31 protein-coding genes and 1 riboswitch are annotated in these 26515 nt (G+C 42.6%); of the genes, 17 read left to right on the top strand and 14 right to left on the bottom strand.

Annotated elements, in window-relative coordinates; translation table 11 throughout:
• Window positions 1-39 precede the first annotated feature (39 nt).
• From CVD23_RS09730 to thrB, 3 genes are read left to right on the top strand one after another with little or no spacing between them, the layout of a single operon-like run.
• Window positions 40-1335, top strand: coding sequence for a homoserine dehydrogenase (locus CVD23_RS09730; RefSeq protein ID WP_101577266.1), 1296 nt, complete (start codon window positions 40-42; stop codon window positions 1333-1335).
• Window positions 1335-2396, top strand: coding sequence for a threonine synthase (thrC, locus tag CVD23_RS09725; RefSeq protein WP_101577265.1), 1062 nt, complete (start codon window positions 1335-1337; stop codon window positions 2394-2396). The genes CVD23_RS09730 and thrC overlap by 1 nt, the downstream gene beginning before the upstream one ends.
• On the top strand, window positions 2393-3313 hold the full coding sequence (gene thrB, locus CVD23_RS09720) for a homoserine kinase (RefSeq protein WP_101665876.1): 921 nt from the start codon (window positions 2393-2395) through the stop codon (window positions 3311-3313). The genes thrC and thrB overlap by 4 nt, the downstream gene beginning before the upstream one ends.
• A gap of 39 nt (window positions 3314-3352) precedes the next feature.
• Here thrB and CVD23_RS09715 read toward each other — a convergent pair whose 3' ends face one another.
• Window positions 3353-3589: a NifU family protein gene (locus CVD23_RS09715; RefSeq protein WP_101577263.1), complete on the bottom strand. Its 237-nt coding sequence runs from the start codon at window positions 3587-3589 to the stop codon at window positions 3353-3355.
• 304 nt (window positions 3590-3893) lie between these two features.
• Here CVD23_RS09715 and CVD23_RS09710 point away from each other — a divergent pair, with 304 nt between their 5' ends.
• A complete protein-coding gene (locus CVD23_RS09710) occupies window positions 3894-4217 on the top strand; it encodes a YuzD family protein (protein WP_101577262.1) in 324 nt (107 codons plus the stop codon).
• A gap of 27 nt (window positions 4218-4244) precedes the next feature.
• On the opposite strand, the gene CVD23_RS09705 is transcribed toward CVD23_RS09710, so the two are convergent.
• The gene (locus CVD23_RS09705) at window positions 4245-5312 is read right to left on the bottom strand and encodes an NAD(P)/FAD-dependent oxidoreductase (RefSeq protein WP_101577261.1); all 1068 of its coding nucleotides are present in this window, start codon (window positions 5310-5312) and stop codon (window positions 4245-4247) included.
• Window positions 5313-5667: 355 nt separating this feature from the next.
• Between CVD23_RS09705 and CVD23_RS09700 the strand changes: the two genes are divergently transcribed.
• Window positions 5668-5907, top strand: a complete 240-nt coding sequence (locus CVD23_RS09700; RefSeq protein WP_101665875.1) for a YuzB family protein — start codon at window positions 5668-5670, stop codon at window positions 5905-5907.
• Between the two features lie 93 nt (window positions 5908-6000).
• On the opposite strand, the gene CVD23_RS09695 is transcribed toward CVD23_RS09700, so the two are convergent.
• Entirely contained in the window at window positions 6001-6699 is a 699-nt protein-coding gene (locus CVD23_RS09695; protein WP_101665945.1) for a DUF2225 domain-containing protein, read from the bottom strand.
• Window positions 6700-7076: 377 nt separating this feature from the next.
• On the opposite strand from CVD23_RS09695, the gene CVD23_RS09690 reads away from it, so the two are divergent.
• Window positions 7077-7439, top strand: a complete 363-nt coding sequence (locus tag CVD23_RS09690) for a HesB/IscA family protein (protein ID WP_101577259.1) — start codon at window positions 7077-7079, stop codon at window positions 7437-7439.
• A 35-nt stretch (window positions 7440-7474) separates the two neighbouring features.
• Here the strand turns inward: CVD23_RS09690 and CVD23_RS09685 are convergent, their stop codons facing one another.
• Window positions 7475-8473, bottom strand: coding sequence for an NAD(P)/FAD-dependent oxidoreductase (locus CVD23_RS09685; protein ID WP_101577258.1), 999 nt, complete (start codon window positions 8471-8473; stop codon window positions 7475-7477).
• A 395-nt stretch (window positions 8474-8868) separates the two neighbouring features.
• Here CVD23_RS09685 and CVD23_RS09680 point away from each other — a divergent pair, with 395 nt between their 5' ends.
• The 5 genes from CVD23_RS09680 to CVD23_RS09665 all read left to right on the top strand — a co-directional run bounded on the left by CVD23_RS09680 (window position 8869) and on the right by CVD23_RS09665 (window position 12418).
• On the top strand, window positions 8869-10086 hold the full coding sequence (locus CVD23_RS09680) for an NAD(P)/FAD-dependent oxidoreductase (RefSeq protein ID WP_101665944.1): 1218 nt from the start codon (window positions 8869-8871) through the stop codon (window positions 10084-10086).
• Window positions 10087-10198: 112 nt separating this feature from the next.
• Window positions 10199-10687, top strand: coding sequence for an NUDIX domain-containing protein (locus tag CVD23_RS09675; protein ID WP_101665874.1), 489 nt, complete (start codon window positions 10199-10201; stop codon window positions 10685-10687).
• Between the two features lie 155 nt (window positions 10688-10842).
• Complete coding sequence (locus tag CVD23_RS21925) at window positions 10843-10968, top strand: YuiA family protein (RefSeq protein ID WP_180954815.1); 126 nt, start codon at window positions 10843-10845, stop codon at window positions 10966-10968.
• Window positions 10969-11081: 113 nt separating this feature from the next.
• Window positions 11082-11402: a YuiB family protein gene (locus CVD23_RS09670; RefSeq protein WP_257988256.1), complete on the top strand. Its 321-nt coding sequence runs from the start codon at window positions 11082-11084 to the stop codon at window positions 11400-11402.
• Between the two features lie 302 nt (window positions 11403-11704).
• Window positions 11705-12418, top strand: coding sequence for a 3D domain-containing protein (locus CVD23_RS09665; RefSeq protein ID WP_257988282.1), 714 nt, complete (start codon window positions 11705-11707; stop codon window positions 12416-12418).
• 20 nt (window positions 12419-12438) lie between these two features.
• Here CVD23_RS09665 and CVD23_RS09660 read toward each other — a convergent pair whose 3' ends face one another.
• A complete protein-coding gene (locus CVD23_RS09660; protein ID WP_101665872.1) occupies window positions 12439-13227 on the bottom strand; it encodes a cobalamin-binding protein in 789 nt (262 codons plus the stop codon).
• A 10-nt stretch (window positions 13228-13237) separates the two neighbouring features.
• The gene (locus tag CVD23_RS09655; protein WP_373270873.1) at window positions 13238-13705 is read right to left on the bottom strand and encodes a divergent PAP2 family protein; all 468 of its coding nucleotides are present in this window, start codon (window positions 13703-13705) and stop codon (window positions 13238-13240) included.
• A gap of 493 nt (window positions 13706-14198) precedes the next feature.
• On the opposite strand from CVD23_RS09655, the gene CVD23_RS09650 reads away from it, so the two are divergent.
• From CVD23_RS09650 to CVD23_RS09635, 4 genes are all read left to right on the top strand, one after another.
• Window positions 14199-15701 carry a leucyl aminopeptidase gene (locus CVD23_RS09650; protein WP_101665871.1) on the top strand — a complete coding sequence of 501 codons (1503 nt, stop codon included), beginning with the start codon at window positions 14199-14201 and terminating at the stop codon, window positions 15699-15701.
• 188 nt (window positions 15702-15889) lie between these two features.
• Complete coding sequence (locus CVD23_RS09645) at window positions 15890-16105, top strand: hypothetical protein (protein ID WP_101577251.1); 216 nt, start codon at window positions 15890-15892, stop codon at window positions 16103-16105.
• Between the two features lie 279 nt (window positions 16106-16384).
• Entirely contained in the window at window positions 16385-16987 is a 603-nt protein-coding gene (locus CVD23_RS09640; protein ID WP_101577250.1) for a DedA family protein, read from the top strand.
• 387 nt (window positions 16988-17374) lie between these two features.
• Window positions 17375-17758 carry a hotdog fold thioesterase gene (locus CVD23_RS09635; RefSeq protein WP_101665870.1) on the top strand — a complete coding sequence of 128 codons (384 nt, stop codon included), beginning with the start codon at window positions 17375-17377 and terminating at the stop codon, window positions 17756-17758.
• Between the two features lie 97 nt (window positions 17759-17855).
• Here the strand turns inward: CVD23_RS09635 and sfnG are convergent, their stop codons facing one another.
• The 8 genes from sfnG to CVD23_RS09595 all read right to left on the bottom strand — a co-directional run bounded on the left by sfnG (window position 17856) and on the right by CVD23_RS09595 (window position 25139).
• Complete coding sequence (gene sfnG / locus CVD23_RS09630; protein WP_101665869.1) at window positions 17856-18953, bottom strand: dimethylsulfone monooxygenase SfnG; 1098 nt, start codon at window positions 18951-18953, stop codon at window positions 17856-17858.
• Window positions 18954-19161: 208 nt separating this feature from the next.
• A riboswitch (SAM riboswitch) is annotated at window positions 19162-19269 on the bottom strand.
• A gap of 120 nt (window positions 19270-19389) precedes the next feature.
• Entirely contained in the window at window positions 19390-19764 is a 375-nt protein-coding gene (gene mnhG / locus CVD23_RS09625; RefSeq protein WP_374702630.1) for a monovalent cation/H(+) antiporter subunit G, read from the bottom strand.
• On the bottom strand, window positions 19748-19984 hold the full coding sequence (locus CVD23_RS09620; RefSeq protein ID WP_373270874.1) for a Na(+)/H(+) antiporter subunit F1: 237 nt from the start codon (window positions 19982-19984) through the stop codon (window positions 19748-19750). The genes mnhG and CVD23_RS09620 overlap by 17 nt, the downstream gene beginning before the upstream one ends.
• A gap of 47 nt (window positions 19985-20031) precedes the next feature.
• The gene (locus CVD23_RS09615; RefSeq protein WP_101665868.1) at window positions 20032-20508 is read right to left on the bottom strand and encodes a Na+/H+ antiporter subunit E; all 477 of its coding nucleotides are present in this window, start codon (window positions 20506-20508) and stop codon (window positions 20032-20034) included.
• Window positions 20509-20514: 6 nt separating this feature from the next.
• Complete coding sequence (locus tag CVD23_RS09610) at window positions 20515-21996, bottom strand: Na+/H+ antiporter subunit D (RefSeq protein ID WP_101665867.1); 1482 nt, start codon at window positions 21994-21996, stop codon at window positions 20515-20517.
• The gene (locus CVD23_RS09605; protein WP_101657887.1) at window positions 21989-22330 is read right to left on the bottom strand and encodes a Na(+)/H(+) antiporter subunit C; all 342 of its coding nucleotides are present in this window, start codon (window positions 22328-22330) and stop codon (window positions 21989-21991) included. Before CVD23_RS09605 ends, CVD23_RS09610 begins: the two co-directional genes overlap by 8 nt.
• Window positions 22330-22752 carry a Na(+)/H(+) antiporter subunit B gene (locus tag CVD23_RS09600; protein WP_101577243.1) on the bottom strand — a complete coding sequence of 141 codons (423 nt, stop codon included), beginning with the start codon at window positions 22750-22752 and terminating at the stop codon, window positions 22330-22332. Before CVD23_RS09600 ends, CVD23_RS09605 begins: the two co-directional genes overlap by 1 nt.
• Complete coding sequence (locus tag CVD23_RS09595; protein ID WP_101665866.1) at window positions 22749-25139, bottom strand: Na+/H+ antiporter subunit A; 2391 nt, start codon at window positions 25137-25139, stop codon at window positions 22749-22751. Before CVD23_RS09595 ends, CVD23_RS09600 begins: the two co-directional genes overlap by 4 nt.
• 326 nt (window positions 25140-25465) lie before the next feature.
• On the opposite strand from CVD23_RS09595, the gene CVD23_RS09590 reads away from it, so the two are divergent.
• Together CVD23_RS09590 and CVD23_RS09585 are read left to right on the top strand one after the other, a co-directional pair.
• A complete protein-coding gene (locus CVD23_RS09590) occupies window positions 25466-25684 on the top strand; it encodes a hypothetical protein (RefSeq protein ID WP_101665865.1) in 219 nt (72 codons plus the stop codon).
• A 232-nt stretch (window positions 25685-25916) separates the two neighbouring features.
• Entirely contained in the window at window positions 25917-26474 is a 558-nt protein-coding gene (locus tag CVD23_RS09585; RefSeq protein WP_101665864.1) for a DUF5366 family protein, read from the top strand.
• Window positions 26475-26515 lie beyond the last annotated feature (41 nt).

Raw genomic sequence — 26515 nt, 5'->3', positions numbered from 1 at the left:
TTTGTACGCATAAAAAAGACATTCCCGGGGAGGCAAAGCATGAAAGCAATTTCGATAGGTTTATTGGGATTGGGAACAGTAGGATCAGGTGTCGTAAAAATCATTGAAAACCATCAGGATAAGCTGATGCACCAGATTGGCTGCCCTGTGCAGGTGAAAAAAGTTCTCGTCCAAAACATACATAAAGAGAGAGAGGTAGCGGTGAATCAATCTTTGTTGACCACAAGTGCAGAGGAGATTATCGATGATCCGGATATTGACATTATTATCGAGGTAATGGGCGGTTTAGAGGGCACTAAGGAACTGCTCTTAAAGGCACTTAAACAGAAAAAGCATGTTGTTACCGCCAACAAGGATTTGATGGCGGTCCATGGTTCAGAGCTGCTTACAACGGCATCCTTAAATAGTTGTGATTTATTTTATGAGGCAAGTGTTGCCGGAGGGATTCCTATCTTGAGAAGCCTTGTCGACGGCCTGGCTTCTGACCGGATTACAAAGATGATGGGAATTGTCAATGGAACAACAAACTATATTCTTACAAAAATGAGTAAACAGGGCAGTGCTTATGACGATGTACTTGCGGAAGCCCAAAGGCTCGGATATGCAGAATCAGATCCAACAGCAGACGTTGACGGGCTTGACGCAGCCAGAAAAATGGCGATTCTTTCTACTCTCGGTTTCTCCATGAAAATCGATTTGGATGATGTAAAAGTAAAAGGAATCCGTTCTGTATCAGAGGATGACCTGCAATACGGAAAACAGCTCGGCTACACAATGAAATTAATCGGCATAGCCCAGCGGGAAGGCGAAAAAGTTGAAGTCAGTGTCCAGCCGACCCTGCTGGCCGATGCCCATCCGCTTGCAGCCGTTAATGACGAGTACAATGCTGTTTATGTGTACGGTGAAGCAGTCGGGGAAACAATGTTTTACGGACCTGGGGCGGGAAGCCTGCCGACAGCAACGGCTATTGTTTCAGACCTGGTCGGCGTAATGAAAAACATGCGTCTTGGCGTGAACGGCAAGAGTGCTATTTCACCGCAGTATGAAAAAAAATTGAAGCAACCCGAAGAAATCTACTCCAAATACTTTTTACGGATTCATGTCAAGGATGAAGTCGGGGTATTTGCCAATATTACGTCGGTATTTGCTGAACATGGGGTCAGCTTTGAAAAGATCCTCCAGCTTCCTTTGAAGGAAGCAGAAGAAGCTGAAATCGTACTCGTTACACATCGTTCGTCCCTGGAGGACTTCGAACAAATTTTAAACAAATTAAGAGATTTAAGTGCCATAAATGAAATTAAAAGCTCATACAGAGTAGAAGGAGGAGGCCGTTAATGCGATGGCCGGGACTATTAGAAGCTTACCGAGAATATTTACCTATTGGTCAAGAGACACCGTTATTATCACTACATGAAGGAAATACACCTCTTGTCAGGCTGGAGCAGCTTTCAATCGAATGGGGAGTGGATCTGTACGTAAAAACAGAGGGAGCCAACCCGACCGGATCCTTTAAGGACAGAGGAATGGTGATGGCCGTTGCAAAAGCAAAGGAACAAGGTAGTGACACGGTTATTTGTGCTTCTACAGGTAACACATCTGCTTCTGCTGCGGCATACGCGGCGCGGGCCGGCTTGCGTTGCATTGTTGTTATTCCTGAAGGAAAGATAGCAATGGGCAAGCTCGCCCAGGCCGTTATGTACGGAGCCGAAATCATATCAATAGAGGGGAATTTTGATCAAGCTTTACAGATGGTACGAAAGATTAGCGAGACTGAGCCGGTTACTCTCGTAAACTCCGTTAATCCATATCGGCTCGAAGGGCAAAAAACAGGTGCTTTTGAGGTTTGCGACCAGCTTGGCGGGGCACCGGACATATTAGCGATTCCGGTCGGAAACGCCGGGAATATAAGTGCCTACTGGAAGGGCTTTAAAGAATACAATGAGATAAAAGGGTATGCTCTCCCGCGGATGCACGGATTTGAAGCGGAAGGAGCTGCGGCAATTGTCCATAATCGCGTCTTTGAGGAGCCGGAAACGATTGCGACGGCAATCCGAATTGGCAATCCGGCAAGCTGGAGCTTAGCAGTTAACGCAGTCCAGGAATCAAACGGAAAAATAGATGAGGTTAGCGATGCGGAAATTCTTGCTGCTTATCAGCTTCTTGCTTCCCGTGAAGGCATTTTTGCCGAACCGGCCTCATGCGCATCACTTGCCGGTATTTTCAAGCAACTGCAAAACAGTGAAATTGAACGGGGCACAAGAATTGTTGCGATCTTAACAGGGAACGGCCTGAAGGACCCGACTGCGGCCATTGAGGTTAGCCCTGTAAAGCCGATTGTTCTTCCAAATAGCTACGAGGTGGTTGCTCGGCATATTAAGGGTGTGGTCCAGATATGAGGGAAGATGCAAAGCTGGTCATCAAAGTTCCGGCCAGCACCGCAAATCTTGGCCCTGGCTTTGATTCAATCGGACTGGCCTTAAATCTGTATTTAACAGTTGAGGTGTTCCCGGGAAGCGAATGGAAGGTTGCTTATTTAACCGATGAACTGCATGACTTTCCTGAAGATGAGACGAATTTAATTTGCTCTACGGCCATTAAGACAGCGGCTATGTTTGGTAAAGAAATGCCAGGCTGCCACCTCCGTGTAAATAGTGAAATTCCCCTTGCCAGAGGCTTGGGCTCCAGTGCCGCAGCAATTGTCGCCGGAATCGAACTAGCTGATTCAGTCTGTCAATTAGGATTGTCAAAGCAGGGGGAATTTGAGCTGGCGTCCCAATTCGAAGGACATCCGGATAATGCCGGAGCCTCTCTATTCGGGGGTCTTGTGATTGGCTGCCTGAATGGCGAAGAGGCAAACGCCGCAGTTTTCAGTGACATTTGTTTTGACATCGTCGCCGTCGTGCCAAAGGAGGAGCTGTTAACAGAAGCATCACGGCAGGTATTGCCGGAATTGCTGGATTACAAGGAAGCCGTTACGGCTGGAGCAGTTTCAAATGTGCTTATTGCGGCATTGTTAGCTGAGAATTGGCAGCTCGCCGGAAAAATGATGGCAGCTGATCGATATCATCAACCGTACCGCCGTAAATTAGTTCCCCATTTAAGCCGCATCGAAGCGGTAGCAGCCGAAAGCGGAGCATTTGGCACAGCGCTAAGTGGAGCAGGCCCCGCTGTGATGTGCTTCATCGAGAAGGGAAAAGGGGACGAGCTCGCATCAAGACTGAAAAAACATATTCCCGACATGGATATTTTGAGTCTGGAAATGGACCGAAACGGGAGCAATGTTGAAAAAGAAAATTATCAGATTTCTAAATAAAAAACGATTTCACCAGGTGGTGAAATCGTTTTTATGTGCTTAAAATACTTGTTCTACCTCAAGAACTCCTGGAACTTCTTCTAAAAGGGCCCGTTCGATTCCTGCTTTTAAAGTAATGGTTGAGCTTGGGCAGCTTCCGCAAGCACCCAGCAGGCGAAGCTTAACGATGCCATCTTCAACATCAACCAATTCGCAGTCTCCTCCGTCGCGAAGAAGAAACGGACGCAATTTATCTAATACTTCCTGGACTTCAGCTTTAACATCTAGATCAGCCATGAAATCGACTCCTTTCTTTAATATTTATTATAATCACTACTCTGCCAAAAATCTATTCCTTGAACCAGAAAACCACAATTAAACAATATTTTCATAGGTTTTTCATTGATTGATAAATTGCATAAAGCTTCTTTAATTGAAAAACGAACCAGTTATTTACAGAGTTAACATATTATTATTCATTGCCACGGCTACTTTTGTTTATTTAGACAACTTCGTTCGTGTTTTCGGTGTGGCTTTTTACATTGTGAAATTTACTCGATTATATTGTAAAATAAAAAAAAGACCAAACAGGGGTGCAGACATGGCGAATAAACAAGTCGAGATTATCGTATACGGCGCAGAGCAACTTTGTCCCAGCTGTGTTAACCTTCCATCTTCAAAGGAGACTTTTGAATGGCTTGAAGCCGCAGTCGTCAGGAAATTTCCCGATCAGCCATTTAAAATAAGTTACGTTGATATATATAATCCTCCAGCTGAAGAAGGAAAAGCCTCGTTTGCTCGGCAGGTTATAGAAGAAGATATGTTCTATCCTGTCGTGTTAATCGAAGGCGAAGTCGTTGGAGAAGGAAACCCAAGGCTGAAAACAATTTTTGCTGAAATGGAAAAGCACGGGTATGGAGCGTAGAAAAAACCTTGCCACAGCAAGGTTTTTTTACCCATTATGGTATTTATACATCCATAGTATCCCCGATTTTAACAGCCGTGCAACACGGCCGGTTATCGCCCGATCGGCAACAAGGCCAAAACCGTGCTTTTTGCCAAGCGATCCGAGCACTCCCTTTAATTTAATTGCTGGGAAGCTTTCTGGAGGCGCTTCACCGTTCCAGCGCTTCTGCAGCACCTGGACGATCTGCTCTGCCTGCCCTTCGGCTAATTGAGCGCTTGGTGCGTGTGATAGTGCCGCACAATCGCCAACAACATAGATGTGTTCATTGCCTGGTATATTGTGCTGGGGTGTCAGCACAACTCTGCCCTGATTATCTTTTTCAACGTTTAAATCACGAATTACCTTACTTGGCTGTATTCCAGCCGTCCAGACAATCACATCGCAGTGAACCGGCTCGTCGTGATTGTATAATAGCTTTTCTTCGACGCGGGTAATGTTCGCATTATTAACGATTTCGACGCCGTGGTTGTCAAACCAGTTTTCTACATAAGTACTCAACCGTTCCGGAAACGCTGATAAAATATGGTTGCCCCTGTCAAACAGCTGAATGTTCAAGTCCCGGCGGCTTTCGCTTAATTCGCTGGCAAGTTCGACTCCACTAAGTCCTGCTCCGACAATCGCAACTGTCGAGCCCGGGGAAAGATTATTCAAAGCCTGATAGGTATTTCTCGATTTATCGATCGATTGAATGCTGAATGTGTGAACATCAGCACCAGGAATATTATGGTATTTATCTTCGCAACCAAGACCAATAATTAGATCATCGAAGCTGATCGGATCCTGGCCTGTTAACAATACTTGTTTTTCCCCGACGTTTATTCCTGAAACTTCCCCGTATTTGACGTTCAGCCGAGGATGTTCAGGAAACGCAACCCGGATATGTTGATCGGAGATTGTTCCAGCAGCCAGTGCATAATATTCCGTTTTTAAACAATGATAAGGGACGCGATCAATCAGAGTGATCGTAATGTCCTCTGGCAGTTGATTCGGTAAAAGGCGGTGAAGAATTCTCATTCCGCCATAGCCTCCACCGAGAATGACTAAATTTTTCATTCGAATTTCCCCTTTATCTGACTCTGTAAGCGGTTTAAAAATACCCTCCAAATCCCTGTTAGCGGATAATAACTTTACGTACTTTAAAAAAACATCCTGATATAATGCATTCTTATGTTTAGCCCGGTCTACTCCACTGATCACACAATAAAAAAGATTGAAAATTATTTTTCTGAAAAAGTTAAATATATATAAATTATTTTTGTCACTGTTAACACCATAAAAAGTATAACGAAGTTGTCACAAAATCACAACAGATAATGGCAAAATAACTTGACAAAAGGACTGAGGCAGTGCTATTTGACGAGCCTGGACAAAACAGGTACGATAAATTACTAGTAGAGAGGTGAGAAAGTTGATTAAGCCGATCATAGAATTCTGCATCAGCAACCTGGCAAGCGGTGCACAGGCGGCACTAGAGCAGCTTGAGAGAGATTCTAATCTCGACGTTATTGAATATGGCTGCCTTGGCTATTGCGAAAAATGTGCGCAATCATTATATGCACTCGTTAATGGTGAAGTTGTTACCGGAGATACCCCAGCTGAGCTGGTTGAAAACATATATCAATACTTGGAAGAAAATCCAATGTTTTAAGATAGAAAAAAACCAGCCCCAATTCCGTGCGGCTGGTTTTTCACTGGTGAATTGCCATCAAAATGATTTCTCCATCAATAAATTCTAAACTGTTCAAATTCCTTTGGCCTGCTTTCGGGAATCCCTGATCTCATGCCAGCGTTCCCGGGCCATTTCGATTATCGTTGGTTCCGTCGTTCCGCTTTGTTTTTCAATTACTTTTGAGAAATACTTGACTGCCTGGTCTTGATCTCCAATTCTTCTGGACAAGTCTCCGATCAAATAAAGCAATCTGGTTTCGGAAACCTGCGTACATTGAAAATCGTCGGCTGAAAAGGATTCTTTATATTCGTGGATCGCAAGTTTCATAAAGCGCTGTTCCTGTATGCTGTTATTCAAGGTGCGGTACAGCCAGGCTAGCCGCATGTAAATTCCAGCAATAATGATATGCTTTTCTTTCTTAAGCGTGGCGCAATACGATCCGAGTTTATATGTATTAATCGAAGTGTCGATGCTGCGTTCAGCTCCGAAGTCATGCGGTACCCATTGGTTCGATACTTTCTCGGTTATTGTTTCTTTCGCCCCTGATGGAAAAAAAAGAGAAAAGTCGTCTGAAAAAGAAAAGCCGCAATGCGGACAGACATTTATGTAGTAAAGCAGTGGATTGTTTTCAACAGATTCATAGACCGGCTTAAAATCACTTTCATTTTCTTTAACTTTTATAAAGCGGGATCGGATCTTTTTGGTGGTAAATGACTTTTTACACATCATACATTGGCAGCTTTTATCATACAGTGGAGTTAATTCAGTCAAAGCAATCACCATCCAGATTTCTTATTTTAAAATATGAGTCAATTTCACAATTTAAAAAGCTAAACGGAAAAACGAACAAATTTGTCTAGATATACAGGAGTATGCCGTAGGAAACGAATAATACTATTTTAACATTAAGTAACTGTTCGTTTTTCACTTAAAGAATTGCTTTATGAAATTCATTCGTATATTTAAAATTATACCGTATACGCGGGTAAAAAGGACTGCTTTTCACTCATTTGTAACCGAAATTTACAGAAGCGATGCTCATTCAGTTGAGTGTTCGGCCCCAACTGTATATACTATTTATAGATAAAGTTTTATTCAAGAAATTCATGTCCATGTATACCGGACAACTTGAAAGGAGAATCGTTAGCATGAATCAAGTAGTGACTATTACAGAAGCAGCGGCATTTCAAATAAAAGATATGATGAAGCAAAATGAGGAAGAAGGCTCTTTCTTAAGAATAGCGGTCAAGGGTGGAGGATGCAGCGGACTTTCATACGGGATGGGCTTTGAGCAAGAAAAAGGTGACGATGATTTTCTTGATGAGCAGCACAGTATCCCTGTTTTGGTCAAAAAAGAAGATGCAGCCATCCTAAATGGAACAAAAATTGACTTCAAACAATCCATGATGGGCGGCGGCTTCACAATCGACAACCCGAACGCAATCGCCTCCTGCGGCTGCGGATCATCATTCCGGACTGCGGTAAATGCCGGTACACCGGAAGAGTGTTAACATAAAAAGGCACCGATCAGGTGCCTTTTACATTTTTATTTTTCAAATAAAGATGTGCTGTGCAGCGGTTGTACCCTTGCTTTTGGATCAAGGAATGCTTTCGCGTTATTTACAGCTGTTGGTGCTTCCCCGAATCCGCACGCGATTAATTTAACTTTGCCATCATATGTGCAAATGTCTCCCGCAGCATAAATTCCCGGGACATTCGTTTCCATTTTTGAATTGACAACAATCGAATTTTTCTCTATTTCCAATCCCCATTCCTTAATTGGCCCTAAAGAAGACACGAATCCGAAGTTCACGATTACGGCATCCACATCAATTGCCTCTTTGCTGTCACCGTTCCCATCCTGCAGAACGATTTGTTTAATCTCGCTATCATCCCCAATTAACTCAACCGGGATGTACGGTGTTTTCACTTGGACCCTTGAGTTATGAAGATTTTCCACGCTGTGCTCATGAGCCCGGAACTTATCCCGTCTATGGATGATCATCACTTCTTCCGCAATTGGTTCAAGCATGAGCGCCCAGTCGACTGCGGAGTCCCCGCCACCGCAAACGGCAACTTTTTGGCCGGCAAACTGGTTTAAATCATCAATAAAGTAATGAAGATTCTTTCCTTCGTATTCAGCAGCATTTTCCAGTTCGATTCGGCGTGGCTGGAAAGCACCGTTCCCTGCTGTGATAATAATCGTTTTCGAATAATGAATTTCTTTATTTGTCGTTAATTTAAAAATATCATCTTCTTGTTTTTCTAATTTCTCTACTGATTGTTCGACTACCACTTCCGGCTCAAATTTAGCCATTTGTTCTTTCAGGTTATTGACTAATTCCTGGGCGCGAACCTTTGGGAAACCCGCCACATCGTATATGTATTTTTCCGGATAAAGAGCTGAAAGCTGACCGCCCAACTGAGGCAGGCTCTCGATAATTTTTACTGAGGCTTGTCTCATACCTCCATAAAAAGCCGTAAAGAGTCCGACAGGCCCTCCACCAATGATCGTAATATCATAAACCTTTTGATCTTTTTTCACACCAAATCCCCCCATCTGATAGTAACAAATCCATTCCCTATCATACCATAAACGAAGGAAATCCTCACTCAAAAGCCGGGAATTCCGATTTGAAAAAAATGACTTTCGGTATTCAGGTAATGCCTATATAAGAAAAATTGAGCAATGTTTTTAAGCCAATTATAAATTTTCTTAATTCGATTTAATAGCTTGAAAAGTAGAGTAAAAAAGAATAATATGTAATATAGACAATATGTTAATATTTTATGACAATTTCAGCACATTTTTTTGACTTAGTTCGTGAATTACATCACAAACTTTTTCTTGAAACTTAAAATAATTCATTATAAAGCAGCGGAAGATAAGAAAAAGTGTTTGCAGATGAAAAATATATAGATAAAGGTGAAGTGATATACTTGAGAAAGCCAAAAATAGTAATTCTTGGAGCGGGCTACGGTGGTTTAATGACTGCTGTTCGGCTGCAAAAGCTTGTCGGTGTAAATGAAGCTGACATCGTTTTAATCAACAAAAACGATTACCACTATGAAACAACATGGCTGCATGAAGCGTCTGCAGGAACTTTACATCATGACCGTGTCCGCTATGACATTAAAAATGTCATTGACACGAACAAGATCGAGTTCATTCAGGATGCGGCCGTTGAGATTCAGATGGAAGAAAAAAAGGTCATCCTCGAAAATGGGGAAGTGGCATACGATTATCTTGTTGTTGCATTGGGGGCAGAGCCTGAAACATTTGGTATAAAAGGTTTGAAGGAATACGCCTTTTCAATCGTCAATGTCGATTCTGCGAGACAAATTCGTAATCATATTGAATACCAATTTGCGACATACAATACAGATGCAGATAAAAAGCCTGAGCGCCTTTCTATCGTCGTGGGTGGAGCAGGTTTTACGGGAATCGAATTTCTAGGGGAACTGTCAAACCGCGTCCCTGAATTATGCAAGGAATATGATGTTGATTTCCATGATGTCAGAATGATTTGTGTAGAAGCAGCACCAATGGTTCTGCCTGGCTTTGATCCGGAGCTTGTCGAATATGCCGTTTCCCAATTGGAGAAGAAAGGCGTTGAATTCAGGATCGGAACAGCGATCAAAGAATGTACACCTGAAGGGATTATTGTGGCAAAAGGTGAAAATGAAGTGGAAGAAATTAAAGCGGCAACTGTTGTTTGGGCCGCCGGAGTACGCGGTAATTCAATTATCGAAAAGTCAGGGATCGAAGCAATGCGCGGGCGTGTAAAAGTAGACCCGGATTTAAGATTACCAGGCTCCGACAACGTGTTCATAATTGGCGACTGCTCATTGATCATCAATGAAGAAATCAACCGTCCATATCCGCCAACAGCCCAGATTGCGATGCAGCAGGGCGAACTATGCGCCAGAAATCTTGCCGCACTTATTCGCGATAAAGGCGAACTTGAAACTTTTACGCCTGATATAAAAGGAACCGTTTGTTCCCTTGGTGAAGACGATGCGATTGGAGTTGCCTTCGGAAAGAAAATGGTAGGCGGAAAAGCTTCCTTCATGAAAAAAATGATCGACAATCGTGCCCTTTACATGATTGGCGGACCATCTCTCGTCTTTAAAAAAGGGAAATTCAATATTCTATAACAAGGCAGGCAGACAAAGATCTGCCTGCTTTTACTTACCCTTTTCGCCCGACGGCACCGAAAGTGGGGCCTTTTGATAAAATAGAATTATTAAACAAACAGGGGTGCAGGGGATGAGTGTGAACAAAAGAGGAAATGTTTGGTTAGGGGTGTCCGGCCTGGTTATAAATGAAGCCTTCGAGTGGCTTGTTGTCAAAAAAAGCTACGGGGGATTGAAAGGAATGTGGTCACTGCCGGCCGGTTTTGTTGCGCCTAGAGAAACCGCTGATGCCGCGGCAGTTCGCGAGGTTTTCGAGGAAACCGGAATCAATTGTGCGATTCAAGGTTTAATCGGCTTAAGAACGGGTGTCATTAGCGATGAAATCAGTGATAATATGTTGGTATTTTCGCTTAAGCCGAAAGAGGATCAAATTATTAAAGTACAGGAAAGCGAAATTTTGGAGGCTCGCTTTATAGACCCAGATGAATTGCTTGCTGAAAAATCGGCTTCAGTGCTTCTCCATCATTTGGCCAACCTTAAAGATGCTGCCGTAAAAGCGCCAATCAACGGCATAAATCCGGGCGATCACTTTAATTACACAGCATATAAATTATTTTTATAATATTCAGAAATATTGAGTAAACAAATGAAATCAGGAGAAAAAGAGTTATGTATGCGTTTACACATGCATTTTTTCGTTGATTTTGCTCCTTTGCTTTTAAAATAAATTTTGATATATTATCAGAACATTCAGTAATATATAAGGAGATGGTTCAGATGACAGCAAAGAAGCTGGATTCAAAAGATTGTCCATACTGCGCAGGAAAAGGGTATTTTCAGCTTTTGCTAGGTGGCTCTGAAACATGCTCCTGCTGCGGCGGTTCGGGGAAAAGCAAAAAATAACAATAATTAATGAATAAACTTCGCAAAATGCGGAGTTTTTTTCTGTTATTTAAATTGACGGGTTTACTTCCTTTCAGTACACTTAAAATTGATGTGTTAAGGGAGGGAATGGAATGCTAACGATTGTTACATTAATCATATCAATGCTTTTGTTTTTTGTGTTGTTTTTTGGCATTGGTTTTTTATTAAATATGCTACTGCGCATGTCTTGGATAATGGCAATTGTGTATCCTCTGATCGCGATCATTATTGTCGACGATGTTCGTTTTATCGAATATTTCACTAGCAGCAAAACAGCATTAACTGATTTGGGTGTAAAATTTTCAAGATTGACCTTGTCTGATGTGCTGATTTTAAGCAGCGGCCTGGCAGGAGCGATTCTGGCCGGAATCGTCATTAAACTGCTTCGTAAAAAGGGCTATCAAATGTTTTAGAATCTTCTCATTTTTGAGAGGGTTCTTTTTTATGCTTAAATCAACCCGTTGAATAAGAAGGGCAAATTGCGCCAACAAAAAACGGCAAAATTCCGCATTTATATTAACAAACATTATTACCCCGGGCAATCCGGCTCATCATGCCTTTCCCTTATCCAGCACAAAGTTTCCATAATACATAACTTGCTAGTAAATTGCAAAACTTTTAGCTTATAGCCTTATTTTCCTGTGTTTTTTCTCCTTTTAGGAATATTTCTCTGATATATGGGAAATGAATAGTCTTGGGAGGAGTGAAAATTTTGATGAAACCAAAAGTTTGGATTAAGCGTTCAGTAATGACTATTTTATGTTTGGCAGCTATATCGACAACATTCCAAGCTATTTCAGGTGTTGAAGCGAAGACGTTTGTTGCGATGGCACAAAGGGGACATGAAGGGCAAAATGAGATTGAAGACAGAAACTATTTTGATCATAATATAAAAACTATCGGGCTTGCATTTAAGTTTATTCAAAAAGTAGCACAGGTTGAACCGAAAATCTCGTCAACCAATGCTGTAGCTGGAACTTTGCCATCATTAGAGGACCAGTTTAATTTGAATCAGTATCCGACAGAGACTGTTGTGGCCACAGGTTACACAGCCGGCTATGAGTCTACCGGAAAAGGTTCTGACCACCCTGCTTATGGAATTACATACTCCGGGGTGAAGGTGAAAAGGGATCTTTATTCGACCGTTGCAGCAGATTTAAACGTATTTCCGATCGGAACCATTTTGTTCATTCCTGATTATGGCTTTGGTGTGGTAGCAGATAAAGGCGGAGCCATTAAAGGCAATAAACTCGATCTTTATTACGAAACCGTCGACGATGTTTTCACGAATTGGGGCAAGAAAACAATTGATGTTTTCGTTGTTGAGCGTGGAGATGGGAAACTCACGGAAGAGGATTTAACAGCATTGAACGAAGCCGAACCGATGCAAGTATTCAGGCAGCAGTATATAAGCACGGACAAAGAATAGAATAAAAACAGGCAGTTATTTTACACGCTGCCTGTTTTTTGTTTGCCATGAATTAATTGGAAGAGTTTTTCGGCTCCTTCAAGCAGCCGGGGGGATGGGCGGCAAAAAAGTTCTTCCTCAAGAACAAAGATCCGATTTTGTTCTACGGCTTTAAGCTTGGACCATCCAGGCCGCTTTTTTACGATATCGGGATTTACTTTTCCCCGCCTTACACCAACCCAGGCAAGGCAAATATAATCCGGGTTCCGATCAAGTACATCGTTCCAATCTGTCTGGACGCTTGCAAGCTCAACATCGTTAAAGACATTATAAGCACCGACAGCTTGGCTAATTTCGGTCAGCCAGTTTATTTTCCCCGGCGTAAATACGGGCTTGGGCCACCATTCCCAATAAAGCGACGGCCGCTGTTGAACTGTTGAGGCCGCCTCGTTCAATTTCGCAAGCCTTAGTGCAAAATTGGCGGCGGCTCTTCTCCCGTGTGCCGGCACATTTAAAGCTTCAGCGGTTTTCAGGAGGTCTTCCTGAATATCGGAAAGGCTTTGCGGATTTAAAACGATATGCGGGATGCTCCTTTTTTCGAGCTCCGCCACATTTTTTTCCATCCCTGGTACGCTCAATGACGCCAGTACAAGATCCGGCTTCAATTGTTCAACCTTGTCAAGATCAATTGACAAATCAGGTCCGAGCCTCGGGAGGTGATGTACACAATCCGGCCAGTCAGAAAAATCATCAACCCCGACCAGAGCTTCGGTCAGTTCCAGATAAGCAATGATTTCTGTATTACTTGGACATAATGACACGATTCGCATGATCGGCCTCCTATACGTTAAAGAGAAAATAGAGAAGCAAAGTCAGGAGCACTCCAGTTAATCCACCAAAAAAGACTTCAATCGGCTTATGCCCGAGCAACTCCTTAAGCTCTTTCCGCTTTTCCTGCTCCGGCTTTTGCTGCCATACCTTTGCCTCCACGACGAACTTGGCAAAATCAGCAACAAGCTGGTTAAGCACAATTGCCTGCTCGCCAGCCTGGCGGCGCACACCGGTTGCATCGAACATCGTAATGATCGCAAAAACAGCTGCCACAGCAAACACGGCGGAGTCTAAACCCGTCTCAAGCGCCACACCTGTTGATAGAGCAGTAACGGCTGCGGAATGGGAGCTTGGCATTCCCCCCGTGCTCGTCAGCAAGGACCAGTCAAGCCTTCTGGTTGCGATGAATTGAATCGGGACTTTCACAAACTGAGCGAAAAAAATCGCTGCCAACGCCGCCCAGAAAGGAAAATTCATAAAAAAATCCAATTAAAAAACCACCTTTTTAGTTAATACCTCTATATCTTATATACGATAAAAGAAAAGTTAGTGAATTGTTCCTTTAGGAAAAATCGTAATATATCCAAAACCAGCTATATTATGTAATAACCTCTATGAAAAATTGAAAACATTTAAAGTGGTTTGCTACTTTTGTTAAGGATAAAAATTGACTGAGATTAATGTGCAAAATGAGAATATACGCCGTTCATCACAGGGAGTGAAGTTGCCCGTGTATCTTCATCTTGAGTATTATGAGTTTTTGATAAAGTGGACTTGATCTAGAAAAGAATCAATCAGTTTACGGAACAATGCCTTATTATTATACCAAAAGATATCGATCGTGTTCCTTTTTCACGAACAGACGGTTTACTGAGTTGCAAAGTTGTATTTAATTTTGAAAGATGATTAGACACTCGAAATATTTGTTTTTTTTCGTTATAATAAATTCAATACTTTGGGGGTGGTTGGAATGTTTCAAATAAAAAAAGACTTTAGTTTTGCAAATGAGCATGAATGCTTAGTGGTTGGCATTTTTGATAAACCGGCCAAGCTTGAAGGAATCATCGCAGGTGTCGATGACGAATTTGCAGCCCAGCTGAATGAACTTATAAAACACGGCGATATTGCAGCAAAGAAAAAAGCAATCTCTATCATACATACATTTGGAAAAATTACTGCAAAACGGATTGTTTTTGTCGGGCTCGGTAAACAAAAAGATTTTTCATTCGAACTGCTCCGTGAAGCCTTTGGTGCAACATTTAAGGCTATCGAATCAGCCAAGTACCAGGAAGCCGCTGTATATTTGGATTCTTTTACGAATGAGGACGTCGACTCACAGGACGCCGCCCATGCTTTAAGTGAAGCTTTCGCCTTGACGACATACCGTTTTGAAGGCTATAAGCAAAAGTCGAATGAACCGGAAAAGAAAATCGAAATCATCTCCGTCTACTGTGAACTGGCGGATGAAGAGGACATTCGCGCTTCATTATCAGTTGGCGCAGCCTATGGTCACGGAACAAACTCCGCCCGTACGCTAGTAAACCTTCCCGGCAATATGCTTACTGCGACAGATATGGCAAACTACGCGAAGGAGCTTGCCGCCAAATATGATTTTGAAGCCGAGGTACTGGGCAAAGAAGAAATGCAGAAGCTTGGGATGGGAGCATTATTAGCCGTAAACCAGGGATCTTCCGAACCACCCAAAATGATTGTCCTCAAATACCAGGGAAAAGAAGAGTGGAAGGACGTTATTGGCCTTGTGGGGAAAGGAATAACGTTTGATACCGGTGGTTATTCGCTTAAACCGAAGGATGGAATTGTTGGGATGAAAATGGATATGGGAGGCGCGGCAGCTGTCCTTGGCGCCATGGAGGTCATCGGCGAGCTGAAACCGGAACAAAACGTCGTTGCTGTCATTGCTTCGACAGATAATATGATCAGTGGATCAGCAATGAAACCTGATGATGTAATTACCTCGATGAGCGGAAAAACAATTGAAGTCCTGAATACCGATGCGGAAGGCAGGCTCGTCCTTGCAGATGCAGTTACGTATGCAAAGCATAACGGTGCTGATTATTTAGTTGATATTGCCACATTAACAGGTGGAGTGATCGTTGCACTTGGAACAGAGACAACCGGGGCGTTGACGAATAATGAGCAGCTTTTTGAGCAAGTGCTTGAAGCGTCATTGGAAGCTGGAGAACGGATTTGGCGCCTGCCATTATTTGAAGATGATAAAGAACGGGTTAGAGGCAGCAAAATTGCCGATTTAAACAATTCTCCTGGCCGTGAAGGCCATGCGATTATGGGCGGAGCGTTTGTTGGTGAGTTCGCAGAAGACACACCTTGGGTACACCTTGACATTGCCGGTACAGCAACGACAAAAAAAGAAAGCAGCCTCGGTCCTGCCGGTGCGACAGGAGTTATGGTGCGGACACTTGCCCTGCTTGTTGAACGTTTTGAAACAAAATAGAGTAAATGAAACTTCGGAACCTCAGGTTTCCGGGGTTTTTTTATGCGGATGAAAGAATGGGATCTTTCGGAAGAACCTCGTCAACAATGTAAGGAACCCTTGCAAATACTGGATTCGCCCACTCAAAGTAGGGGCATTTTGCATATGAAGTAGTGTAAGCAAGTTTTATAGGAGAAGGAGGTACCCAAATGTATGATTATAGACGACCTTATGGATATGGAAGAAGAAGGTTCTTTTTTGGCGGGCCATTTGTCGGTGGGCTAATAGGCGGGCTTGTCGGCAGCGCTTTATTGTATCCACGTCCGTACTACCCACCATATCCTTATTATCCTCCATATCCTCCATACGGCTATGGTTATGGTGGCTATGGTGGCTACGGCGGCTACGGCGGCTATCCGTACTAGTTCAAGCAAAACAGCTCTTTGGAGGAGATGTTTAAGATATCTAGAGCTGCAGGCTCCGATTTATAATTCGTGAGATGGATGCTTTACGTGAATTATCTGTAAGACCGCTGGTGTTCAGTCATTAGCGGTCTTTTAATTCTCTGGAAACCTGCTCGTTTACACAAGCTAAGTGATTATTAAAAAAGGAAAACATAAAAAAACATCGAAATTAATAATACAATATAAAATAGCTCGAGAGTACGCATGCCCTAAATGGAATTGCGAGGGGAGGGAATGCGAGTGGATCTGGAGTTTATACTTAATATTATTGAGGAGGGCGGTTATTGGGCGCTTTTCCTGTGGCTGTGGTTAGGTATTTTTGGAATGCCGATCCCAAATGAGTTAATTGTAATGACCGTAGGCCTTGCAACATCACAAGGTGTTTTAAATCCAATCTTGACCTTTCTCGTTGTGTACTTTGGAATTTTGACGGCATTAACAACGATCTATGCGCTTGGCCATTTTCTTGGAAGGCCGCTGCTCCGCATGTTCGCAAAAAAGAACAAGTTCTCCAAGTCGATAGACAAATCATTGTATTTAATCGAAAAATATCATGCATTCTCTCTTTCGTTCAGCTATTTTCTGCCCGGTGTCAGAAACTTCGTCCCCTTTTTGTATGGCTCCAGCCGGCTGCCTTATAAATCTTTTGCATTATTTGCGTATTCAGGTGCTTTCGTTTGGCTGTTGATTATGTTCACGTTAGGATACATATTTGGCGAGGAGATCGACACAATTATGCAATACGGGAAAGAGCTGTTATTGATCTTGGGGGTGTGTGCAGCCATTTTTCTATCGGTTAAAGTGGTTCGAAAAAAGCGAAGGGAAAAGATGCAGGCAAGTTAGTCAACGATAAAGAGGGTGAAGTTGATGATATATTAGAAAAGTTGACGATAAAGCGGCTGAAGTTGATGATAATTAGAAAAGTTGACGATAAAGCGGCTGAAGTTAATGATATATTAGAAAAGTTGACGATAAAGCGGCTGAAGTTAATGATATATTAGAAAAGTTGACGATAAAGCGGCTGAAGTTGATGATATATTAGAAAAGTTGACGACAAAGCGGCTGAAGTTAATGATATATTAGAAAAGTTGACGATAAAGCGGCTGAAATGACGATATATTTGAAAGTTAAAAAGCGGGCAATTTCAAACTTCTCTAACCATGACTATACACGACAATTACATCCAGGCCCGTTATAATAACGATGTTATCATTTTAAGGGGGAATCGGTTTGAACATTGAAAAGACGTTAATCAGCACACTCGGGATTGAGATCACTGAACTCAAAAAGGGGAAGGTAACTGCGACAATGCCGGTTAATGAAAGAACGAGGCAGCCTTTTGGCCTTCTGCATGGAGGAGCTTCTGTAGCCCTTGCGGAGACCGTTGCAAGTATAGGTGCGTATGAGCTGGTCGACAAAGAAACAGAAGCTGTTGCAGGACTGGAAATTAACGCCAATCATGTCCGCGGCAAAACGGATGGAGTTGTTACAGCAAGAGCCACTGTACTGCATCAGGGAAAAACGACGATGGTATGGGATATTAAAATTGTTGATGAACAGGAAAAGCTGATCTGTGTTTCAAGATGCACAATGGCGGTGCTAAAAAGAAAATAACATTATAAATTTTTAAAGAAGAAGGGAGCAATTAAGCTTCCTTCTTCCAGTCACTCAACCAGAATGGCTTTTTAAAGGTTTAGCTACATGAATAGTCTTATGAAAATGAAGCTGCAGTTCCCTCTTTTTCTAATAATTGCTCTTTTTTCTTAACAAGAGGAATGACTTCTTCGCCAAAGCGCTGCAAATCTTCTTCGTAGTGGAAATGCCCGGTTAAAATGAGATCTATGCCAATTTTCTTTAACTCAATGATCCGATCAGCCACCTGTTCAGCTGTCCCAATCAAGCCGGTTTTAAATCCATCATTGTATTGAACAAGATCTTCGAACGAGGAGTTCGCCCACATTCCCTGTTTATCTCTCGTTGATTGCCCAGCCTCTTTAACCGCTTCTTTAAAGCCGTTAACTGCTTCAACATCTGCGCTGGCGACGATATCACGTAATAGTTGCACTGCCTCTTCCTTTGTATCTCTGACGATAGCGAAGCCGTTTACCGCAAACTTTAAGTTGCGCCCTTCTTTTTCAGCAAGTGCTTTTACTTCATGTATTTGGGTCTTAAAGCCTTCCAGTGTATTCCCATTCATAAAGTAAAAGTCGGAAACACGGGCAGCCATTTGCTTGGCAGCCAAAGAATTGCCGCCCTGGAATATGGGCAGTTCTGCCCCCTGCACCGGCTTTGGTTTAAGCGGGGCTTCATTTATGCGGTAAAAGTCTCCTTTAAAAGTGGTTGTTTCTTCTGTCCACATCGATCTTAACACTTGAATAAACTCCTCTGCTCTCCGGTATCGTTCATCATGTTCCAGCCAAGGTTCGCCATACCCGATGAATTCCTGCTTGAACCATCCGCTGACAATATTGACTGCGGCGCGTCCATTGCTTATTTGATCTAGAGTAGCCAGCATTTTCGCATACACACCAGGATGCCATAACCCCGGATGGACAGCAGAAATCAATTTTAACTTATCCGTGACTGATGCGAGTGCAGAAGCAAGTGTGATTGCCTCCAGCTGGTTTTCTGCTCCATAGCTTGCAAAAAAGCGGGTTTGCAGCAAAGCGTAGTCATAACCCGATTGTTCTGCAATTTGCGCATATTTTTTATTTGACTCGAAATTCCACCCTGTTCTTTGAGGCAGTTTGGATACAACAAGCCCACCGCTGACATTTGGTACCCAGTAAGCAAATTGCAAATTTCCCATAAAGCATCGTCTCCTTTTTAAAGCGGACTACACCTTGTTTTTATAGTTTAAAGGTAAACATGGAGCGGCCACACTTTCCGTAATTGAAATGAACACTATTTTCCTCATGGACCATTTTGCAGTATCTCTTTATCTAGTCATTGAAAAATAAAAACCCCCTTACTCGAAAAGAGAGAAGGGGGTGGATGAATATATTCAACGTTCCGCCTTCTCATCTTCGGAAATAATGGTATTTCCTCTGAATTTGGCACCGGGCAAATAAATGCTGGTTGCCGAGGTTTCGCAGGGTCAGTCCCTCCACCTCTCTTGATAAGAAGAATAGCTTTATTAAACTGTATAATGTACATCATAATCATTGAATATTAATTCGTCAACCTTTTTTGAATTTTTAATGATTTCAAAAAATAGCCATTATCCACTTAATGGCTGCAGAGTGCTAATTGTCTCTTTGTCTGACACGGTTATTGCGTCTCCAAACCGCCTCTTCTAAATCATCCTGAACGCTTTTCTCCCACAGTTTAACACCAGAGTTATAAGCAGCCCGGCTGATCAGATGCCCGGCGACCGGAGATGTTATGAAAATAAACACAATCCCGAGGATGATTCGCGAGTTGAAGTGGTCCTGTTCCATAAAAAAATGGACGAACGTACCTAGCAGGATAGACATTACCCCAAGCGTGGCGCTTTTGGAAGCCGCATGGTTCCGTGTATAGACGTCCGGCAGGCGGATGACTCCAAAAGCTGCTACAAGGCTTAAAAACGCCCCAATAAGAATTAACGCTCCGCTCATAAATCTAAAGATCTCGATCACTTTCAATAATTACCCCCTTTTCAATATATTTCGAAAAGGCAACGGTTCCAATAAAGGCGAGAATCCCAATTAATAAAATAACTTCGAGGAATGCATTTGTCCTCAGGAGAATGGATACGAGCGCGATAATCGCAACAAGATTGATTCCAATTGCATCGAGTGCGACAACCCTGTCAGGGACGCTGGGGCCCTTAATGACACGATAAATGAGGCCGAGCATCGAGAGTGAAATACAAACGAGCGATAATTGTATAATGAAATGAAACATTAGCGGCTCACCTCCATGATTGCTTTTTCAAACGTGTTTTTAATGCTGCTGATTGCGTCGTCAACATCGTCAATATCCATGGCATGAACATAAAGAATTTTGTTGTCCGGTGAAATATCAACGACAAGCGTTCCGGGCGTTAATGTGATGAGATTGGCCAGCACGGTAATCTCCCAATCCTTTTCGAGTACGGTAGGCAGTGCAAAAATGCCTGGCTTCATGTCGAGCTTCGGTTTTAACACGACCTTTAAAACGGCGATGTTGGATAGCACCAGTTCTTTAATAAAAATAAGCAACAGCGCAATAACTGCGTTCACCCGGTGTAAATAAAAACGGGAGCTGAAAAACCGCCTGAAGGCAAAAATAATCAAGAGCCCGAAGAGATAACCAACAAAAAATGTGACCACGTCAAAAGACACGGTGATAAACATCCATGTGAACGCTAATAGAAAGTTTAATAAAATTTGAAATGCCATAGTCCATTACTCCTTCAATACAGCTTCAATGTAAATGGACGGATCGGATAATGTTTCTGCAGCCTCGATAATGTAAGGCATCAAAACCTCTGTGCCGATTCCATATAAAACAGATAATCCCACCAATACGAATGGAGCAACCATCAGGGCTCCGACGGGCACTTTATCCTCACCTTCAAACGTCCGCGGATTTCCCCAAAAACCATGAATAAATACTTTCATTACGGAAAACAGCATAAGCAGGCTTGACATAAGGACAATGGCCGCACCCCAAAATCGCTCTCCTTCAAATCCCCCTTGGACAATTAACAGTTTTCCGGCAAAACCGCTTAGTGGTGGAATCCCGGCGAGCGCAAGGGAAGCAAGGAAAAAACTCCAGCCAAGACCGGGATACCGTTTGATCAATCCGCTAAAGCCGCGTAAGTTGCTGGTCCCAGTTATGGCAATCATAACACCTGCGAGGAAAAAAAGGGCTGCTTTGATAATCATATCGTGCATCAGATAAAAAATTGAACCCGCTAAAGCAGTCGGCGTCATCACTGATACGCCAAACAAAATGATCCCGACAGCAACGATAATATTGTAAATAATGATCTTATTGACATCCCAAAAGGCAATCGCGCCAATTACTCCGAAGATGATCGTCAAAATCGCCAAAACACTTAAAATTTGGTGTGTGTAACCTGCGTCATGATTGAAAAACAATGTATATGTGCGCATGATCGAGTAGACGCCGACTTTTGTGAGCAATGCGCCAAACAGCGCCGTGATCGCTGACGGCGGAGCATAATAGGATCCGGGGAGCCAAAAATAAAGCGGGAAAATGGCGCCTTTTAATCCGAAAACAATTAAAAATAATATGGCAATCACGGTGAGAATTCCGGACTGGTTCGCTGCGTTGATGCGCTCTGAAATATGAGCCATGTTCAGCGTGCCGACAACGGAGTACAGAAAACCGACAGTAATAACAAACAATGCGGAAGAAATAACATTCACGAGAATATATTTGATCGATTCACGAAGCTGTATCTTTGTGCCGCCATGGACAATTAATACGTAAGATGCCATCAGCAGGACTTCAAAGAATACAAACAGGTTAAATATATCACCGGTCGTAAACGCCCCATTGACACCGACGATTAAAAATAAAACGACCGGATAATAATAAAACCTTTCTCTGTCTTCTCCAATCGAGCGGAATGAGTAGATGATACAAGTAAACGCTATAATGCTGGTCGTTAATACAAGCATAGCGGAAAGCATATCGGAAACAAGCGTGATTCCGAACGGGGCCTCCCAATTGCTTACATCCATCGTTTGGATGCCTTCGGTTTTGACTTGTTGAACCAGCATGACCGAGACAATCATTGTAATAAATGAGGACAGGGCGGCACCCCATCGCTGGATTTGGATGTTTTTGCTGAAAAAGATCAGCAGGACCCCTGATATTAAAGGGATCAATATCGGCATTATAATCAAATTATTCATGTCTTTCGGTACCTCTCAAACGCTCCATATTATCCGTGCCCAGCTCTTGGTAAGCCCTGTAAGCCAAGACAAGGAAAAACGCGGTAACTCCAAAGCTGATCACAATCGCTGTTAAGATGAGAGCCTGTGGAATTGGGTCAGTATAAGTTTCAGCATGTTCACCCAATAATGGTGGAGCCCCCCGCTTAAGACCTCCCATTGTTAAAAGCAAAAGGTGGGCACCATGGCTCAATAATCCTGTCCCGATGATGATGCGGAGCAAGCTTTTTGACAGCATTAAGTAAGTGGCAGACATAAACAAAATTCCGATAACAAAAGCCATTAAAATCTCCATTATTCGTCCTCCCCTATCGTTTGAATAATGGTCATCGTTACGCCGATAACAACAAGAAACACGCCAGTATCGAATAAAACGGCTGTATGCAGTGAGGTTTCGCCTAAAAGCGGCAAATTTACATCCGTAAATGCATGTGTCAGGAACGGAGCATCAAATATAAGCCCGCCTAACCCGGTACCGATAGCGAAAAAAAGCCCGATGCCGATTAAATGCTTATAATCAATCGGCAGTACATTGGCTACCGTTTTCATGTCAAACGCCAGCAGCAATAAAACGATGGCGCCCGAAGTCATTAATCCGCCGACAAATCCGCCTCCTGGATAATAGTGGCCGGCGAAAAACAAATGGATGGAAAAAAGAATAATAATAAAAACGGTTATTTTTGTGACAGTCTGTAAAATGATATCATTTGTTTTCATCCCTCTTTCCTCCTTGCCAGCCTAAGCTTAATCATGGTAAAGATCCCCAGTGCCGCAATGCCCAATACGGTTATTTCAAACATCGTATCAAAGCCCCGGAAGTCAACAAGAATAACGTTCACCATATTTTTTCCGGCAGCTTCTTCATAGGTGTTTTCAACATAGTAGTGCGCAATCGAATCAAACAGTTTTGTGCTGTGGGCAGATAAAGCAATCAGTGTGACAATTGCTCCTATTCCAATTGAGATGACCGCATTCGTCATTCTAAAGCGAATCCGTTCTTCACTTCGGCAGATTTCAGGTAAATGGTAGAAGCAAAGCAGGAACAACGCTACAGAGACGGTTTCAATAACAAGCTGAGTTAAAGCAAGGTCAGGTGCGCGGAAAACAACAAACAGCAAAGCGACTGTGTATCCAACAGCCCCGAGTAAAATGATTGAAGTCAGGCGCGATTTGGCGAAAAGAATCGACACCGCTGAAATAGCGACGACCAGGACCAAAATTGCTTCATAAAACCGGATAGGAGATACATCTGAGGCGTCTATAGCGAACGCATTCTTTACAAACAGTGTCGTCCCGACCACGATGGTGAAGAAAGCGAAAATATAGACTAAATATGTGCGAATATACCCGTTCATATATGTACTTGTTAACCGGAAGGAGCCGTATTGGGCTTTTTCCAGTCCCTTGTCATATAACCTGTTTAAAGCAAGCTTGTCCGGAAGCAAGCCGTAGACGCTTTGCCATTTTGCCAGAGTGAGATAAAGAATGGTTCCCAGTATGACGACTCCCAATGTCATGAACAATTCCGGCGTAGGTCCATGCCAAAAAGAAATGCGCACATCAAAGGCAAGGCCCGGCAATATGGATGTCATCGCTGGCGCAATCAGTGTCTCTGACAGGATATTTGGGAGTACCCCGAAAATAATGACAAGAGAAGCGAGAACCAAAGGCGGAATCAGCATCCCCAATGGTGCTTCATGTGGCTTACGATCAAGTTTCTCAGGCTGGTACTTTCCGGCAAACGTTTTAAATACGATGATCATGCTGTAAACAAAAGTGAAAATGCTGCCGATCCAGGCGATAATCGGAAACAGCGCACTCCATGTATCAAGCTTAAAGATATTCATCTCCATAACCCTGAGCATGCCGGTGAAGAACATTTCTTTACTTAAAAACCCATTAAACGGCGGCAATCCGGCCATTGAAAATGCTCCGACCAGCGCCAGTGTAAATGAGATAGGCATCAGATTGATTAATCCGCCAAGTCTTCGTATATCGCGTGTTCCTGTTTCGTGGTCGATAATTCCGACAACCATGAAAAGGCTGCCTTTAAAGGTAGCATGATTGATAAGATGGAACACAGCAGCTGTTACAGCAACCGTAAAGTAGCTGTTATCCAGCTCTTCAAAGTGGATAGCTGCAGCTCCGACGCCCAGCAGCGACATGATCATGCCGAGCTGGCTGACTGTAGAAAAAGCAAGAATCGCTTTTAAATCCGTCTGCTTTACCGCAGAAAAAGACCCCCAGAACAATGTCACGATTCCAACACCTGCGACAAGCCATAACCATAGGCTGTGTTCAGCGAATATTGGCGAGAACCTCGCAACAACATAAATACCGGCCTTAACCATCGTCGCTGAATGAAGGTAAGCGCTGACAGGAGTAGGTGCTTCCATTGCATCAGGAAGCCAAATGTGGAAGGGGAATTGTGCCGATTTTGTAAACGCCCCTAAAAGGATACATAACAGTGAAGGCACAAATAATGAATGAGTAAAGATCTCCCCGGACCGGCCGATCATTTCCGTAATGCTAAAAGTTCCAGTCATTATATAAAGCAGAAGGAAACCGCCAAGCATGGCGAGACCGCCGAATACAGTGATAAGCATTGACTTTTGTGCACCATAACGTGATTCTTCCCGATGGTACCAGTAGCCGATCAGCAAAAAGGAAGAAAAGCTTGTCAGCTCCCAAAACGTATACAGAACGATCAGATTGTCCGATAGAACTACCCCGAGCATCGCTCCCATAAACAATAGCATATACACATAAAAAGTATTAAGTTTTTCTTTATCCTTTGATAAATAGTAGATCGAATAAAGAACGACGAGGGAGCCAATCCCGGTAATTAACAGGGCAAACAGCAAACCAAGCCCGTCTATTTTTGCCGAAAAATTGATGTCGAGTGATGGAATCCATGCAATCGTCTTGATAATGGAGGAGCCATCTCGTGTCAGAGATATGTACTGTAAAAAATAAGTGAAGAGAACGATAGGCAGAGGCAGTACAAACCAGCCGGTATGGATTTGCCGAAAGTACTTATGTAATAAAGGTATGGCTATTGCCAGCAATAGCGGTGATAAAATAGCAAGATGAAGCAATGACAAAACATAACCCCCTTAATCGAAATTCCAATGAGCTTGTCTCTGTGAAACATGAATGGATTTAAGTTCTTTATCACTATTTCCAATTACTGAAATATAATCCTCCATGCAATACATCCTTTGAGACACAGTAAATGTAAAAATCCCTCATTTCGATCTTTAGAACAAATTATAACCTAAATCAAAACGGCATGCATGCAAAAGAGCTAGATTGGAACAGAGTTTGGACCTCATTATTAAATATGTAAAAACCCGTTGTTTTCAGAAAAAATTTTTTTATGAATAATACTTTGGTAACGTATGCACACTAATACAAGGTGGTGTGCAACATGTTGAAAAAAGCGAATGTTTGCCTTTTTGTCTTTTTGCTAATGTTCTCAAGTGCGTGGTTTTTAAATCAACAAACAAAAAGGCAATCTTATGTTCCAACCGGGGATGAAGAACATATCGAGATCATCCCAATTCATGATCAGGGTGGAGTAAACGAAAAATTTGAAGTTCAAAAAACGTTTGGTCCAAGGGAATATGTAAGAGTCCGGGCCTCGTAGAAGCCGCAGCGAGTCATTAATAATGTGTATTGAGTGACTCTTAAATACAGTGTTCAAAAAGACTGGACACGCAAATTATAAACAGTATCATACCAGGAGCTGGATCAAAAGAACCAGCTCCCTTTATATGTTTTCATAAAGCGCATATTGTTTGATTAAAGGTTGTGCAAAGCCGGGATTTCAATCATAATAAATTTTGATACATGAAATGAAACCGGGAGCCCAACAACATATGAAAAATACATACTTAACAAGCTATTTCCCGCTTATGTCGATTATTTTGTTCAGCCTTGCCCTGGCCATCCGTGTGGAATTATGGCTGTTGGATTTTTTAAAAAAGATTGGTATTTATAAGGGAATGCTCGAATTCTTTTCGGAAGGGGGCATAAAGCTTTCCCTGCTGATTTTATTGGTTGTCGTGTTTTTTATGGTGTTTGCTGCGTTAAAATTGGTAGCCGATACGATAAATGGCATGTCCTTGCTGTTTTTTTCGAAGGATTCTGAAGGGGACAGCTTGAAAAAGATTCGCAGCGGTTCGATTATTTATTTTGTTGGCAGTGCATTATCTGTTGCCAGCATGTACAGCTTTATCGGGATCGGTGCCATCCTGCTCATTACGACAGTCATTTATTTTATTTATTTTGTCCATAAAACAAGCCAGGACCTGTCTGCTGCGGGGATTATTGGCATGATTTTCTTTCAGGTTGTAGTCTGGGCATCACTGTTGACTGGTGTATTCTATTTGTCTATTAAAATCTATAACAGTGTGATGGCAAGTTTGCCAGTTTAAAAGGCGGAAGGGGATTAATTAGCCCTCCGCCTTTTTCTAAT

Origin of the sequence: Bacillus sp. V33-4 (assembly GCF_002860225.1) — a bacterium.
GTDB classification, from domain to species: Bacteria; Bacillota; Bacilli; order Bacillales; family Cytobacillaceae; genus Bacillus_BJ; species Bacillus_BJ canaveralius.
Note: the sequence above shows the minus strand (reverse complement) of the source record. Positions and strands in the feature narration are given on the sequence as shown.